Origin of the sequence: Amorphoplanes digitatis (assembly GCF_014205335.1) — a bacterium.
In the GTDB taxonomy this organism is placed as follows: Bacteria; Actinomycetota; Actinomycetes; order Mycobacteriales; family Micromonosporaceae; genus Actinoplanes; species Actinoplanes digitatus.
Genome location: NZ_JACHNH010000001.1, coordinates 741,003 through 756,905, shown reverse-complemented (window position 1 = coordinate 756,905; position 15,903 = coordinate 741,003). Strand labels below are relative to the sequence as shown.

The 15,903-nt window shown below is 72.8% G+C and carries 9 protein-coding genes and 1 pseudogene; 3 read left to right on the top strand and 7 right to left on the bottom strand.

The window, feature by feature from the left end:
• Nucleotide 1: 1 nt before the first annotated feature.
• Nucleotides 2-403, top strand: a pseudogene (locus BJ971_RS03525) (MerR family transcriptional regulator); the annotation flags it as partial.
• A 61-nt stretch (nt 404-464) separates the two neighbouring features.
• Here BJ971_RS03525 and pgfA read toward each other — a convergent pair.
• From pgfA to BJ971_RS03510, 3 genes are all read right to left on the bottom strand, one after another.
• Nucleotides 465-1,568, bottom strand: coding sequence for a cell envelope lipid trafficking protein PgfA (pgfA, locus tag BJ971_RS03520; RefSeq protein ID WP_184989753.1), 1,104 nt, complete (start codon nt 1,566-1,568; stop codon nt 465-467).
• 88 nt (nt 1,569-1,656) lie between these two features.
• Entirely contained in the window at nt 1,657-6,672 is a 5,016-nt protein-coding gene (locus BJ971_RS03515) for an alpha-(1->3)-arabinofuranosyltransferase domain-containing protein (protein WP_184989751.1), read from the bottom strand.
• On the bottom strand, nt 6,669-8,468 hold the full coding sequence (locus tag BJ971_RS03510; RefSeq protein ID WP_184989750.1) for a substrate-binding domain-containing protein: 1,800 nt from the start codon (nt 8,466-8,468) through the stop codon (nt 6,669-6,671). Before BJ971_RS03510 ends, BJ971_RS03515 begins: the two co-directional genes overlap by 4 nt.
• Before the next feature lie 105 nt (nt 8,469-8,573).
• Here BJ971_RS03510 and BJ971_RS03505 point away from each other — a divergent pair, with 105 nt between their 5' ends.
• Entirely contained in the window at nt 8,574-9,755 is a 1,182-nt protein-coding gene (locus BJ971_RS03505; protein WP_184989748.1) for a glycosyltransferase family 4 protein, read from the top strand.
• Between the two features lie 368 nt (nt 9,756-10,123).
• Here BJ971_RS03505 and BJ971_RS03500 read toward each other — a convergent pair whose 3' ends face one another.
• From BJ971_RS03500 to BJ971_RS03485, 4 genes are read right to left on the bottom strand one after another with little or no spacing between them, the layout of a single operon-like run.
• Nucleotides 10,124-10,282 (bottom strand): hypothetical protein, encoded by a 159-nt coding sequence (locus BJ971_RS03500; RefSeq protein ID WP_184989746.1) that lies wholly within the window; start codon nt 10,280-10,282, stop codon nt 10,124-10,126.
• A complete protein-coding gene (locus BJ971_RS03495) occupies nt 10,258-11,982 on the bottom strand; it encodes an MmpA family trehalose lipid delivery protein (protein WP_184989744.1) in 1,725 nt (574 codons plus the stop codon). Before BJ971_RS03495 ends, BJ971_RS03500 begins: the two co-directional genes overlap by 25 nt.
• A gap of 3 nt (nt 11,983-11,985) precedes the next feature.
• Nucleotides 11,986-13,833: a hypothetical protein gene (locus tag BJ971_RS03490; RefSeq protein ID WP_184989742.1), complete on the bottom strand. Its 1,848-nt coding sequence runs from the start codon at nt 13,831-13,833 to the stop codon at nt 11,986-11,988.
• On the bottom strand, nt 13,830-14,588 hold the full coding sequence (locus tag BJ971_RS03485; protein ID WP_184989740.1) for an FkbM family methyltransferase: 759 nt from the start codon (nt 14,586-14,588) through the stop codon (nt 13,830-13,832). Before BJ971_RS03485 ends, BJ971_RS03490 begins: the two co-directional genes overlap by 4 nt.
• A 117-nt stretch (nt 14,589-14,705) precedes the next feature.
• Between BJ971_RS03485 and BJ971_RS03480 the strand changes: the two genes are divergently transcribed.
• A complete protein-coding gene (locus tag BJ971_RS03480; protein ID WP_184989738.1) occupies nt 14,706-15,896 on the top strand; it encodes a nucleotide sugar dehydrogenase in 1,191 nt (396 codons plus the stop codon).
• Nucleotides 15,897-15,903 lie beyond the last annotated feature (7 nt).

Here is a 15,903-nt window from a genome sequence, read left to right as displayed (position 1 = left end):
GGTCGCCGAGCGGGCCGGGGTCAACATCCAGACGCTGCGCTACTACGAGCGGCGGGGGTTGATCGCCGAGCCCGACCGGAGTCCGGGCGGGCACCGTTCCTACCCGGCCGGCACCGTCGTGCTGCTCGGCGTGATCAAGTCCGCGCAGCGGCTCGGGTTCACCCTCGATGAGGTGGCCGAGCTGCTCGACGCCGGGCGGCGCGAGCACCCCACGCCCGATCTTCGTGACCGCGCCGGCGTCAAGTTGGCCGAGATCGATCGGAAGATCCACGATCTGCAGACCATCCGGGACGCGCTGGTGCGGGTGATCGAGGCCCGTTGCGACAGCCTCACCAACTGTTCCTGTACCGACTGTCCGCTGCCCTACGCGGACCTCGCCGGTCCCGAGGGAGAACGGGCCTGAAACGACGGGGACCTCCCGAGCACAGGTGCTCGGGAGGTCCTCGTTCAACCAGGTCTGCGCCTTAGTCGGTCTTGCTGCCGGACTTCTCCGGCTCGGCCGCCTCGGCGGTCGGCAGCGCCTCGGTCGGGGCGTCGTCGGCGTCCGCCGAGTCCGCCGGCGCCACGTGGCGTCCGCCCTTGCGCTGGGCGGGCACCTGGGCCGCGGCGGCGGTCTGCCGCCGGCCGCGGACCACCAAGAGGGTGCCCAGGACCAGGAGGATCAGGCCGAGGACCGTGAGGCCGATCGGCACGGTCACGCCGACCAGGTTCAGCTTGTCGCCGTTGCTCTTGGCGGTGTCGGCCGCCTTGGCGACGGTCTCGTTCGTGTAGCTGAACACCGCGTTGAGGAGGGTCACCGACTTGCCGTCGGGGGCCACCAGCGACTTCTGCTGGCGCTCCTGCACCGAGATGTACTGACCGGTGGTCGGGTCGACCCACACGGTGCGGGTGTTGCTGTACTTGAGCTCGGCGCTCGTCGAACCCGGCAGCAGCTGGCCAACCAGCAGCGCGAGACGGTCGGCCGGGAAGTCCAGCGTCTCGTCACGGATCTCCTGGGTGAACTGGTAGGTCTCCAGCCCGCCCATCTGCTCGGTCTTCACGAACTGCATCGGCTGGGCCTTGAGGAGGTCGCGGTCGAACATGTCGTACGACTTCTTCTCGGTGCCGAACGGGAACTTGTACGTCTGGCCGGCGTACGTGACGCTCTGCCGCTCGTTGCCGGTGTCAAGCCACTGCTTGTCCCAGTTCTGCGCCGCGCCGGTCTTGCGGTCGACCGCGAGCGACGTGCTGTACGCGCTGACGACCTCGTTGGTGTCGGTGCGGACGACCTCCTGGCCGACCACCCACACCAGGGCCGTGCCGTCGAGCTTGCCCTCCAGGTCCGCGGTCGCCTTCGAGTCCGGCTGTACCCGGATCGTCGAGCGCAGCGTGCCCGTATTGATCTTCGCAACACCGTTGGTGATCTGAAGGAACTCGGCGTTGGGAGCCTCCGCCACGGACTGCGTTGGCTGCATGTCGTATGGCAGCTGCGCAACCTGGGGTGCTACGACGAATGCCAGGCCGCCGGCGAAAACCAACGCCAGAACACCGAAGCCGACAAGCAAGGCGCCGACGACGCGGGACCTCATAGTGCCTCCACGAGAAAATAACGAGCACGAGAAAATAACGAGATTTGGGGTTCGGCAGGCGGCTCGCTTACCGGGTGGCGGAATGTTACTACTGGGTACCTCGGGGAAGCGAGACCTTAACGGTTTCTTTCTTTGCCGAAGCCGGTACTGGCTTTTCCACCCGCCGAAGCACAACGGTGAAGTTCCACGTCAGCGACTCCCGCAGGCCCGGTATCCGGGCGATCCAGCACGCCCACCTGGGGTGGTACCGCGGCAGGACATCGATTACCGTGATATCGCCGGCGCGACGGGCTGCCCGCGCCCAGCGCATCGCGCGCGCCGCGCTGATCGGGAAGAGCGTCTCCATGAAACGGTTCTTCGGCTCGCGGCCGTTGCGCCGCACAAAGCGCCGCCGGGCGCGGTGGCCGCCGAAGAGGTGCCACGGCGACGTCTCGTGCCCGCCCCACGGCGACAGCCACGGCGTGAACGACACGAAGACGGTCCCGCCCGGGCGGGTCACCCGCACCATCTCGTCGAGCATGGCCTCCGGCTCGGAGACGTGCTCCAGCACGTTCGACGAGTAGCAGACGTCGATGGAGCCGGACTGGATCGGCAGCGCGGTGCCGCTGCCGCGCACCATTCCCGCCACGGTGGCGCCGTCGGCGGCGAAGTCGCCGACCGCCGGGTCGATGCCCAGGTACGCCGCCCCGCGGCGCCGGAACTCGGTCGCGAAGTAGCCCGGCCCGCCGCCGACGTCGAGCACGCGGGCACCGGACAGCTTGGCGTACGAGCCCAGCTGGCGCGCCGAGTCGGCGGCGAGCAGCGAGTAGAACCGGTCCGGGTCGGTCTGCTCGACGAGGAACGCCTTGAACAGCCCGACGGAACGGCGCAGGGTCGCCCGGTGGGGTTCGATGACCGGACCACCGGTCGGCTTGCCCGGCGACGCGGTCCCCTTGGGGCGGCGCGCCGAGGGCGCGACCGTCGCCGCGACCGCGCACAGGGCGGCCAGCATGGAGGTTTGCACCGCCGCACCGTACGCGAACTCCTGCCCGTGGCCCAGTAGCCGACCGGCCACCGCGATCGCGATGCCCGTACCGGCGGATCCGAACACGATGGCGGGTAGCGCGCCGGGCCACAGCTGCCGGACGATCAGCGCGGCCAGCAGCAGCGCGGCACCGGCGGCACCGCCGAGCAGCACCGCCAGCAGCATCAGCGGCACCAGCATCCACCAGCCGCCGCCCGGTGCGTTCACGGCACGGGCCATGGGCAGTACGGGCAGCGGCTGCGCGGCCAGGGCCCGGGCGGCCAGCGGCGACGCCGCGAGGGCCTGGGTGAGCGGCTGCCGGCGCCGCCGTACCCGCACCAGGGCCAGCAGGACGACCAGGAGCACGCAGGCCGCGCCGGCCGCGAGTCCGGCCCGGTACGGCTCGTCGGGCGTGAACCGCAGCTTCACCACGCCGCCCTCGCCGGCCGGGAGCACGAACGCCTGCTGCCAGCCGTCCACCCGCACGGCACGCAGCCGCTTACCGCCGAGCGTGGCGATCCAGCCCGCGTTGTGGTTCTCCGGCACCACGAGCAGCGACTGCGCGCCGGCGGCGACGGTGACCTGCCGCGAGGTGGTGTCCCAGCGGTCGACCTGCACCGCCCGCGAGTGCACGGCCGGGGGCACGGCCGCGGCGCCGTCGCGGACCAGCGTCGCCGACTCCACGACGAACGCGGTCGACGGCACGGTGCGCAGCCGGTGCTCGCCGGCCGCCAGCTGCACGGACTCGCCTACGAAGTCGTCGCACACCTTCACCGGCATCGGGCGGCCGGCGCGGACATCCCCGAGCGTGCCGGACACCGATGTCGGGTAGTCCACGCCGTCGATCTCCACGGTCGGCCCGGTACCGCAGGGCGCGGCGAGCGCCGTGCTGTCGGTCGCCGGCTTGAGCAGTTCGCCGAGCGCCGGCACCTTGACCTCGGCGATTCCGACCGGCGCCGGCCAGCTGTTGCCCCGGGTGTCGGCGACCACCGGCGTCGACGCGACGACGGAGATCTCGATCCGGTCGGTGTTCAACGGCGGGAACCGCACCCAGCCGTCCTGATCCACCGAGACCCGGCCCGGCCCGGCGGGCGTGCGCAGGAGCACCTCGGTAGGCCGGGCGGCCGACGGCGCGTCCGGCACGACGAGCTGGAGCCGGTTGATCGTGCGCTTCGCGCCCCAGTACAGGCGCAGCGTCGGATTGGCGTCGGTCGGCTCCGCCAGCCAGGCCGTCGCCGGGTCGCCGTCGACCGCCGCGTGCGCGCCGACGGTGATGTCACCGGTCAGCACGCTCGACGCGGACGCGGTCATCGGCCGGGACAGCGGCACCGCGCCGCCGGGCCGCGGCAGGGCGGTCATCCGCAGGTCGTACGTGGCGTCCACCGGCGTCGCGAAGAACCGGTCGATGCCCAGCGGCTCCTCACCGGCGCGGGCGAGGAACTGGTCGCAGTGGGTGCCACCCGTGGCCGGGAAGCACGCGCCGCGCTGCTGCGGCGCGCGGTCGAACGAGTACACCGGGGTCGTGCCCTCGCCGAAGTCGGCCGGCGCACGCAGCCCGCGCTGCGCGGTGAGGCCGGGTATGCCCAGCTCGCGCAGCGCGACCCCGCCGTAGTAGCCCTGGCGCAGGGCGAGCACCGTGACCCGCACGGTCGTGGTGAGGCCGGGGAGCGTCGCGAGCTTGTGCGGTCCGGCGGTGGCCGGCACCGGGCGGTCCACGACGCCCTGGTCGGTGGTCACCCGCACGACGCCGACGGGCGCCGCGACCCGCAGGTCGTCCGCGAAGTCGACGGTCACCTCGGACACCCGCCGCGGCGTGTCCAGCAGGACCTCGAGCCACTGCCCGACGCCGAGCTGGTAGGGGTCGGAGCGCCAGGCGGTCGCCGGGTCACCGTCCAGCGCCGCGAACGGCAGGGCGGACGGGTCGGTGGCGCCGACCGAGTCGGCGAAGCCGGCGCTGCTGGACGCGTCGACCGACCGGATGCCCTGGTACGCGGCGACGGTCTGGTGGCCGGCCGCGGCGAACGGCAGCAGGTCGCTGCGCACCCGGCCCAGCCGGGTCTGCTCGTCCGCGGTGAGGGTCTGGCTGACGTTGTCGCGCATGCGGCCGATGTTCAGCTCGCGGCGGCGCAGCCCGTCGGTGACGATCCGCGGCCCCGCGGCCTCGGGCGCGCCGAGCGCGCCGTCGGCGTCGCCGGCCAGCACGACCGGCTGCCGGCCGTCGATCAGCTTCTGTTCGAGCACGCCGAGCAGCCCCTCCGGGCCGCCGCTGACCACCGGCACGTCGGCGAGGTTGCTGGCGGACACCACCGGCACCGGCCGGTCGACCTTGAAGATCTCGATCGACGGTACGGACACCGCCGTGTCGACCGGGCTGGGCGCCGCGCCGCCGGCGCCGACCTTCGGGCCGAACTGGGCGGCCGGCACGAGGCCGGGCGAGCCGAGCACGGCCCGGCGTACGACGGCGATCGGCGGTGCGCCGGACGCCGCACGGTCCAGATCGTGCCGGACCAGCAGGTAGGTGTAGCCGGCCCGGGCGAGGAAGTCGGCGAGGGCCGGCGATCCGCGGCCCTGCGCGAGCACCTGCTCGACGGCGTCCATCACCCGGATGTTGCCCTCGGAGCCGAGCGGGATCTGGTGCCGGGTCGCCCACGGCGCCCCGGCGAGCGGCTGGATCGGTTCGTCGACCGTACGGCCCCAGGTGTGCTGGGCGAAGCCGGAACCGGGCACGACGAGCGTGCGGGCCTGCGGGTCCTTGGCGAGCCACGCGGTCGCCTGGCTCCAGTGGTCCGGCACCTCCGACCAGCCGGGCCCGGGGCGCAGCATGAACAGCCAGGCGGGCGCCGCCGCGGCGATCAGCAGCGCGGCGATCACCGGCGCGGACGGCAGCCGCAGCCACCGCAGCCGAAGCGGGCGGCTCGCGGCGTACACGAGGCCGAGCACGACCGGCAGCCGGAGCACCGGCTCGAACTTGTGCACGTTGCGCAGCGGGGCGAGCGGGCCGTCCAGCAGCTCGCGCACGTACGGCGCGACCGGGCTGTCCAGCGTGCCGACGTAGCCCATCGTGAGCAGGGTCAGCCCGGTCAGCGCGCCGAGCACGAGGAACCGCCGCTCGGGCAGCCCGCGCAGCGCGAGGCCGGTCAGGCCGGCGGCGGCGACCAGCGCGGTCGCGACCATCAGCCCGGGGTGGTCGACGAGAATCCAGCCGGACGGCCACCACGCCTCGCCCTGGACGATGTAGCCGCCCCACTGGTTGGTGCCCCGGACGGCCTGGAAGAGCGAGACCACCGCGGTGGTGGTCGTCGAGGACTCGATGTAGTCGAGGAACGGCAGGCTGTACTGCCCGAAGAGCAGCAGCGGCACCATCCACCACACGGCGGCCAGGGAGACGCAGACGAACCACCAGGCGGCGAGCTTCGCGAGGTGCCGGTCCCAGCGCCGGGTGAGCAGCCACATTCCGGGCAGCACCAGCGACATCACCACGGCGGCCGCGTTGATGCCGCCCATGCAGACCACCGCCAGGGCGGACAGCGCGGCCGCGCGGCGGGGTGAGCCGATCCGGCGCGCGGAGACCAGGGGCAGCAGCACCCAGGGCAGGGCGACGACCGGCAGCATCTCCGAGGAGAGCGGGCCGATCTCGGTGAGCATCCGCGGCGCGAGCGCGTACGCGAGCGCGCCGATCACCCGGCCGGGCTCGGTGCCGATCCCCAGCGCCCGCGCCAGCAGGAGCACCCCGAAGTACGCGGCGCACAGCAGAAGCGCGCACCAGAGGCGCTGGGTGACCCACGGCGGCACGCCGAGCCGGTCACCGGCGGCGAAGAACGGACCCATCGGGAACAGGTAGCCGTACGCCTGCTGCTGGAGCTCGCCGGAGGTGGCCTGCGGGTTCCACAGGTGCAGGGCGCGGGCCATGAAGCCGACGGGGTTCTCGGCGAGGTCGAGCTTGGTGTCGAAGGTGACGCGGCCCGGGCGCTGGAGGAAGGCGAGCGCGACGAGCACCAGCGCGCCGGCGACGGCGCCCAGGGTCCGGCGGCCGGTACGGGCCGGCGCGGCGGCGGCCGTCTTCGCGGGAGCCAACTTCTTCTCCCTGGTGGCGGCGGTCATCGGCGGCACTTCGGCGGCAGGCAGCTGAACTCGGCGAGCGCGGTGAAGAAGATCTGCCGGATCCCGGACGGCCGCGCGGTCAGCGCCACCTGTCCGCCGGTGGCGTTCGCGATCTGCCGCAGCTCGTCGGGGTCGATCTCCGGGCCGACGCCGATGAACAGGATCGGCACGGGCCGCTTCCGGTCGACCAGGCCGCCCAGCTCGCGCAGCAGGTCGGCGCGGCTGATCCCGCTGGCGTTGTCGTCCTTGCCATCGGTGAGGACGAGCACCATGTTGATCCGCCCAGGGGTCCAGTTACGAGTCGCGTCACGGTACGCGGCCAGCGTGGTGTCGTACAGGCCCGAAGTGCCGTTCGGCTTGACCTTCATCCGGCCCAGCTCCGCCACGATCTCGGCGCGCCGCGGCCCGATCGGTCCGACCGGCACGACCTCCTGGTAGTCGCGCTCGCCGTCGAGGTCGTTGGAGAACTCCCAGATGCCGAGCTCGGTCGTGCCGAGCAGCAGCTGCGCACCGCCCTGCGCGGCCTTGATCGTCTCGGACAGCCGGGTCTCCGTGGAACCCGGCACCTTCGCGCCCATCGAGCCGGAGGTGTCGAAGACGGCCAGCATCCGGGCGCTGATGTGCACCCCACCCCACGCGTTGAGCAGCGCGAGGGCGTCCGTCTCGCCCGGCAGTCGCGCGGGCTTGTACGCGCCGGTGCGGATTCCCATGCCGGACGGGATGCCGACCGGCGGCCCGCCCTTCGGGGTGCGCAGCCCGTTGCGGGTGAGCGTGGTGGCGCCCTCGGTGGCGAGCAGCGCGCGCAGCAGCGCGGTGGCGCCGTCGCGCCCCGGCCCGGTGGTCAGCGTCGCGTACGGGTAGTCGGGGCTGGGCAACGCCGAGGGCGGGTAGACCGCGACCTGGCGGCGACCGCTGACGCCGCCGAGCAGGACCGCCTGCTCGGTGGTGACCACGGCGGCCTCGTCGGTGCCGGGCCCGGTCGGCGCGGGCGGGTTCTCGCCGGTCAGCGAGGCGGTGCGCGGCGCGAGACGGCGCATGGTCGCCGCCGCGCCGGCCGCGGCGTCGTTCGGCTGGGCCGAGCGGGCGAGCGCCCGGATGCCGACCAGCGCGCCGAAGCCGATCGGGCTGGTCGCCGGGTCGGGCAGCACCACGGGCAGCGGCGGCGCGGTGGCGGCCACCAGCCCGGTCCAGCCGAGGCTGTGGTCGCGCCAGCCCAGCCGGGTCGCGGACCGGCTGTCGAGCGCGAGCACGACCGGGGTACCGGCGACGGAGACCCCGTCGGCGGGCACCTGGAACGCGCCGGCCGCGCGGGCCCGCCGCAGCCAGAGCGTCGATTCCGGCAGCCAGGCGTCGGGCGGCGCGGAGCCGGCGATGGTCGCGCCCGCCTGCGACGGCGATCCCGCCGCCGAGGGTGCGGTCGAGGGAGCATTCGGGGCGGCCTTCGAGGCGGGCGTCGAGGCGGCCTTCGAGGCGGGCGTCCTGGTGGAGGCCGCGCCGACTCCGCCGGGCGCGGTGCGGGCCAGATCGCGCAGCACGTCCGCCGACTCGCGGGCCTCGACCGTGATGTCGAGGCACCGTTCCCGGAGGGCGAGCCGACGGGCGATCTCCCGGACCGGCGGGGCGATGCTCGGCGCCGCGGCGATCCGCAGCGTGGTCCGCTCGACGCACGCCGGCACCTGACGGGTGCGGTCAAGGTAGGTGGCGGTACCCCAGCCACCCAGCACGGCGACCAGTGCGACGCTCAGCAGCGAGACCGGCCAGAATTCCGGCCGCGCCAGCACGCCCCGATCGGCCATGCACTTCTCCTTATGTTGACTTCAACCGTTGCGGATCACCGTTGGGGTGCCCTACTGTGACGCGATCGCGAATCGTACTCGCTAGTAGGGTGGGCCGAGTAGACAATGATGTATGCCGGCGCTGGACACATCCTTTTTTTGAACTGGCGAGACACGACGCATCCTGAAGGCGGCGGCTCTGAGGTTTATCTCGAGCGTGTGGCTGCCGAACTGATCGGTCATGGCCGCCGTGTCACCGTGCTGTGCCAGGCGCACGGCACCGCGCCAGCGGAAGAGACTACCCCGGACGGGGTACGGATCGTAAGGCGTGGCGGGCGGCATACGGTCTACCTGTTCGCCGCCCTGGTCTACCTGATCGGCGCCCTCGGTTTCGGTCCCCTCTCCCGGCGCCGGCTCGGTCGGCCGGACCTCATCGTCGATGTCGGCAACGGCATGCCGTTCCTGAGCCGCCTGTACGCCCGCAAGCCGGTGATCGCGCTGGTGCACCACGTGCACCGGGAGCAGTGGCCGGTGGTGTTCGGGCCCTGGGTCGCCCGGATCGGCTGGTGGATCGAGTCCCGGGTGGCCGTGCGCGTCTACCGCAACTGCCGGTACGTGACGGTCTCCGAGTCCAGCCGCAGCGAGCTCGCCGAACTGGGCGTGGAGCCGCACCGGATCACCATCGTGCACAACGGGACGCCCGAGGTCACGGGCGCGCCGGCGCCGCGGACGCCGCACCCGAGCCTGGTCGTGCTCGGCCGGCTCGTGCCGCACAAGCGGGTCGAGCTCGCGCTGCGGGCGACCGCGCTGCTGGCCACGGAGCTGCCGGACCTGGAGCTCGTGGTGGCCGGTCACGGCTGGTGGGACGAGCCGCTGCACCGGCTCGCGGCCGACCTCGGCATCGAGGACCGGGTCCGCTTCGCCGGGTTCGTGACCGAGCAGGAGAAGCACGAGCTCCTGTGCAGCTCATGGCTGATGCTGCTGCCCTCGCTCAAGGAGGGCTGGGGCCTGACCATCGTCGAGGCCGGCGCCCGGGGCACGCCCTCGGTCGCGTTCCGGTCCGCCGGCGGGGTCGTCGACGCCATGGCGCACGGCGAGACCGGGATGCTGGTCGACGACGAGTTCGAGTTCTTCCAGACCGTGCGGTCGCTGGTGCTGGACGCGCCGCGGCGCGCGGCGATGGGCAAGGCCGCCGCGACCCACGCGCGGCAGTTCACCTGGGCGGTGAGCGGCGCCGCGTTCCACCGGGTGGTCGCCGCCGAGCTACCCGCGGTGGCGCAGCCGCTGACCGATCAGCGCGTGTCGTAGGACGACAAGCCGAATTCTTCAGGCGATTAAGCCGCTATTGCCGGACGCCCGGCAATAGCGTTGTCGGCGCGCGGGAAATAACCCTGTGATTGGCAGTCCACAAATGGGCGGATGCCGCCAGACAAAAGGCTGAATTCTTCAGGCGATAAGGTCGCCGATGCGGGCACGCGGTGAATGGGCGTGGCCGCCGCCGGGCTCCACCGCCGGCGAATCGGCGGGAGCCGCAGGACGAAAAGCTGAGCTCTTCGAGCGAAAAAGGCCGCCGGCGCCGGCGCTCAGCGTTGAGCGCCGCCGTAGCGACCTACAAACAGTAGTTCACCTGGGAGATGACCGTTGCCGCCCAACTCCCAGGTGAACCGCCGTACCGATCAGCGCGCGCCGTACACCGTCGACGTCGGATCGATCTTGGACTGCTCGGCGACGTGGTCAGCGGACGGGCTGACCGCACCGACCGTCGCTACGACGCCGACGACGCCAAGGACGGCGCCGAGAGCGGTGGCGGCTATGAACGTGGCCAGACTGACCATGGCGGCTTCTCCTCGGATTCGTGAGTGCGCGGACGGTACCACGGGTTTCGCCGTGTGCGTAATAGAAAAAGGGAAGCGAAGATCACGATTGTTATGGCGAGCAGGTGTGCGACCAGGGCGGGTACTCGCCGGGTCGCGGGCGCCGGTTCGGCGGCGGCCGCGGACGGGTTCTCCCAGAGCCGGAGGTACGGCCCGTCGTACGCCAATCTGAGGCCCGCAAGGACGCCGGCCGGGGGTTCGTCCTGGGTACCGCGGCGTACCAGCACCCAGCGGACGCCGAGCGCCGCGGCCGGGCGACCGGCGGCGAGGTGCTCCGCGGCCCGGGCGGCGCGCGGGCTCTCACCGTCGACGGTCACCGCGCCGACCCGCAGGGCGTCGTTCATCAGGACCGGCGCGTCCAGGTAGCGGGGCGCCGGGTCGCGCACCACCACGCCGCGGGTCCACGGGTAGCTCTGGTAGCCCTCGAACGGCCACGACAGCACCTCGCCCGGCGCGGCCGCGACCAGCTTGGCCACCGCGTTCCAGTCCGCCGGGTAGCGCACCGGCCGCAACGCGCCCGCACCGCCGAAGGCGAGGTCCGGCAGCAGCACGATCGGCAGCAGCACGGCACCGGTCAGCAGCACGCCGCCGAGCGCGGGCTCGAACCGGCGGGCCAGCTTGTCGGCGAGCAGTTCGGCGCCGAGCGCGAAGCCTAGCGCGACAGTGAGCGCGTACGGGATGAGGAACTTCTGGCCGTCGCGCAGCAGGCCGGCGCCCGGAACGTGGCCCACCAGCCACTCCAGGCCGGGCGCGAACGGCCCGGTGCCCGCGACGGCCAGCAGGAACCCGCCGCCGGCGAGGACGAAGAGCCGGTCGGCACCGCCGGGCCAGCGCCGGCGCAGGTCGCGCAGCCCGACCACGGCCACCGCGAGCAGCACCAGCGTGACCAGAGGTACCAGCGGTGAGGATCGGCTGGACGGCACGGTCTGCGCGTTCCAGATGCCGCCGGTGCCGGCGAGCGCCGCCCAGGTGCCGGCCCAGTTCTCCGCCCGGGCGGAGAACTGGGCGACGCCCTCCGGGTCGGAGCCGCCGCCGGCGGCGCTTGTCGCGACGGCCATCAGCCACGGCGCGTTGAGCGCCGCGACGATCGCGAGGGCGGCCGCGGTGGCGCGGGACCTCAGCGGCAGCAGCACCGCGACGGCGGCCAGCGCCATCAGGCCGCCGGTCGGGGTGACCGCGGCCAGCGCGGCGGCGAGCGTCAGCCGGGGCAGCGCGCCGGGCCGCCCGGCGCGCAGGTCGCGCGCCGCACCCACCAGCCAGGGCATGGCCGCGTACGCGAGCAGCAGCGCCCACTGGCCCAGCAGCAGCCGCTCGGCGAGGAACGGCGTCCACGCGAACGCCAGCGCGGCGACCACGCGGGTGGCGGTACGGCCGGTCGGCACCAGCCGGGCGGCGCCGAGCGCGGACAGGTAGACGACCGCGATCAGCGCGATCCGCTGGAGCAGCCAGCCGGGCACCGCCAGGTTGGCGAGCGACACCAGGGCGTCCAGCGGCACCGCGCGCGGCAGCGAGTCGGCGGGCGCGATCATCTCCCAGCTCAGCGGCTGCCGCGGCACGAACACCATGTCGTAGCGCAGCGCGTACCCGGGCAGGGCCAGCGGTGCCAGCACCACCGCGGTGACCGCGGCGGCGACGGCGTGCGGGACCAGCCGGGCGCGCACCGGCTACCCGGCGGCCTGTGGGACCAGGGCGCCGATCTCGATCTCGTCGGTGCAGAGGTTCGCCGCCGCGTCGCGGAGGCTGAGCTTCACCTCGTCGCCCTCGACCAGCATGAGCAGAAACATCGCGTTGAGGCCGCGGTGCACGTCGAACGGCACCGCGGGGTGGGCGCCGACCTGGATCGTCGCGGTGGTGTCGCGGTCGCTGAGGTAGCCGATCCGCACCACCTGCCAGTAGTCGATCACCGCCTTGGTCAGCGGGATCGAGACGGTGCGGCCGGCGGTGACCCGGTGGCCGCAGCCGGCCAGCGGGCCGGGGCGGGCGGTCACGCCGTCGACCCAGGCGGGCCGGATGTGGCCGGCCTCGTCGAACACCGACAGCTTGCGGGCCTCGGTGACGAACACCGGCCCCTCGGCGAGCGGGCCGAAGAACCGCGACTGCATGTTCCACGGGTAGGAGAACCCGGGCACCACGCCCTCCGGCACGGGCTGGTCCATGAACACGGTGCCCGGCTCGGCCTTGGCCAGGTCGGCCTTCGCGGTGTTCAGGTAGTCGCGGCCGGCCTTGACCTGCCAGTCGGAGGCGAAGTCCTTGCCGCTGTACAGGCTGCTCGCGATGAGCAGCACCAGGCCGACCGCCATGGCGGTGGCCAGCTGCGGGTACCGCCGCGCGGGCACGGGCGCGGCGGCGGTCGCCGGCTCGTCGGCGGAGTCCAGGCGGCGCAGTCCGCACACGGCGACCCCGACGCACACCGCCGCGACCACCAGCACGTCGGCCAGGTAGCGCGGCACGAGCCCGGCGACGCCGCTCAGCCCGGAGCCCAGCCGGGTGGCGGCGATCAGACCGGCGGCCAGTGCCGAGAAGAGCACCAGCAGGGTCCACGCGCGGACCGCGACCCACCTGCGCACCCAGATCGTCACCAGCACCAGCACCGCGAGGATTCCATACGAGACCCACCGCGCCGGCTGGGTCGGCGCGGCGAGCGGCGTGCCGTCGGCGGCGTCCAGCCAGGTCCACGGGCCGCCGACCAGCCCCGGCGCGAGTGTCTCGCCGTAGTACTGGCCGAAGAACGTGCCCACCTCGCCCGCGGACGTCGGCGGGCGCAGCGTCGCGGCGCCCGACGCCGACATCAGCACGTAGGCGGCGAGGTAGGCGGTGGTGACCCCGGTCAGCACCACCCAGGACGGCCACCAGCGCCGGATGGTGGTGAACACCGCGCGCACCGGACCGCCCGGGGCGTACAGGCAGAGCGTCACCAGGAAGACCAGCGGCACGACAAGCAGTGCCTTCTCGAAGAACAGCAGCCCGAACGCGACCGCGAGGCCGAGCCACACCAGGTGCCGGCGCGCCCCGGTGCGCAGGTAGCGGATCTGGGCGCCGACCGCGAGGACCATCGCGAGCTGCATGGGCAGCATGTTGACGCCGACCGCCCACCACGCGGTGACCTCGAGGGTCATCGGGTTGAAGAGGAACACGCTCAGAGGCACGAGCAGCAGCCAGCCGGCCGGCAGCATCAGCCGCAGCAGCCGGTAGAGCGCCACGCTGACCGCGACCTGCCCGAGCAGCATCAGCACGAGGTACGGCCGGTACTCGTAGCCGGTCAGCCGCTGCGTGACAAAGGTGATCAACCGCCCGGCCGGCATGAGGTGGTTGTTGTAGACCTCGAACAGGTGCCCGAGGGTCAGACCGGACGCGTCGGCCTGGGCGATGATCGGGAAGTCGTCGGTGGTGAGGAAGCCACGGTCGGAGATCCAGCCACGCCAGAGCACGCTCACCGTGATGAGCACCGCCGCGACCGCGTCGACCGGACCGAGCCGGGCGGCACGCGCGGTGGCCGCGGCGCCGGCGTTCACCGGGTGAGTTCCGGCCGGAAGAGCACCATGTTGACGTAGCGGGGCTTGGGCCGGATCACCCGCCGCGCGAAGCTCTGGTCCACCCGGCCGAGCGCGGCGCGCTGGTGCCCGATCAGATCGAAGCCCTCCAGCGGCAGCCACCGGTCGTCCGGCATGACGTAAGGCCGGTAGCCCCACCCGGCGAGCAGGTCGAGCACCGGCTGCACCGGCTGGATCCGCTCCTCCAGCTCGACCATGAGCATCGGGAGGTCCCGGCGGATGGTCTGCTCGGCACCGCGCAGCGCCGGCATCTCGTGGCCCTCGACGTCGAGCTTGACGAACCGGACGTCGCGCAGCTCCAGCTCGTCGACGGTCATCCGGGCGACGGTGACCGACGACCCGGTGCCGTACTCCAGCGACGAGGTGCCGACCCCGGGTCCACCGGACGGCAGGAAAAGTTCGGCCGTTCCGCTGTGGTCCGAAGCGACCGCCTGTATGACCCGAACGTCCGGAAATGCGGCCGCCACACAGCCGGCGAGCTCGGCCGTGGGTTCGAACGAGACCACCTGATCGGCGATCCGCCGTAGTCCGCGGGTCCAGGGCCCGTACCAGGCGCCGACGTCGACCGCGGTGCCGCCGCGTGGGGCGTATGTGGCGAGCCGTGCCAATTCAGGCTCGACGCGCGGGTACGCGGTGCGCACTGCGGCGCCAACGGCGCGCGCCGGCAGCGCCGCGGCGAACCGCGAGCTCAGTTCGTTGAACAGGGTGCCGACCATGATGTCGCAGCTTAGCCCCTGGGCTACTTGTGGGTAGACCCGAGGTTTCCTCGCTAGTAGCCTGCACGAGCCGAAGTCCGGCGGGTTGACTTCGCGGCGGGATTGTGGGGAAAAACGATGACCGACACGGTCGACGTTTGCGTGGTGGGCGGGTGTGGCCGGGTCGGCCTGCCGCTGGGAATCGCGCTGGCCGCGCGCGGCCAGTCGGTGGTGCTCTACGACATCGATGCGGCCGCGGTCGAGCGGGTCAACTCCGGGGTCATGCCGTTCGCCGAGGAGGGCGCGCAGGAGCCGCTCACCGAGGCGCTGGCGGCCGGCCGGCTGCGTGCCACCACCGACCCGGCGGCCGTCGGGCTCGCCGACGCGCTGGTCGTTGTCGTCGGCACCCCGGTCGACTCGCACCTCAACCCCGACCTCGGCGCGGTGCCGCGGGCGATCGAGCGGTGCGTGGAGCACCTGCGCGACGGCCAGCTGATCGTGCTGCGCAGCACGGTCTACCCCGGCGTGACCGCGCTGACCGAGAAGCTGCTGTCCGCCAAGGGCCTCGTGGTCGACGTGGCGTTCTGCCCGGAGCGGATCGCCGAGGGCCGGGCGATGACCGAGCTGTTCACGCTGCCGCAGATCATCGCCGCCCGCACGCCGCAGGCGCTGGACCGCGCGGAGGCGCTGTTCCGCAACCTGACCGGGAAGATCGTGCGGCTGGAGCCGGAAGAGGCCGAGCTCGCGAAGCTGTTCACCAACACCTGGCGCTACCTCAAGTTCGCTGCGGCCAACCAGTTCTGGATGATGGCCAACGACTTCGGGCTCGACTTCGCGCGGATCCAGCAGGCCGTCGTGCACGACTACCCGCGGGCGGACGACCTGCCGATGCCGGGCTTCGCGGCCGGGCCGTGCCTGCTCAAGGACACCATGCAGCTGGCGGCGTTCAACCGGAACAACTTCGTGCTCGGCCACTCCGCGATGCTGATCAACGAGGGCCTGCCGCTCTACCTGGTCTCGCGGCTGGAGGATCGGTTCGACCTCGCCGAGCTGAGCGTCGGCATCCTCGGCATGGCGTTCAAGGGCGGCAGCGACGACACCCGCGACAGCCTGGCGTACAAGCTGAAGAAGATCCTGACGCTCAAGGCGCGCGAGACGCTGTGCACGGACCCGTACGTCACCGACGACCGGCTCGTGCCGCTCGACGACGTGCTCAAGCGGGCCGACCTGCTGGTGATCGCGGCGCCGCACCCCGACTACGCCGTCCTGGACACCGACAAACCGGTGGTCGACATGTGGGGCCTTACCGGTCAGGGCGTGCGGGTATGACGCCGCG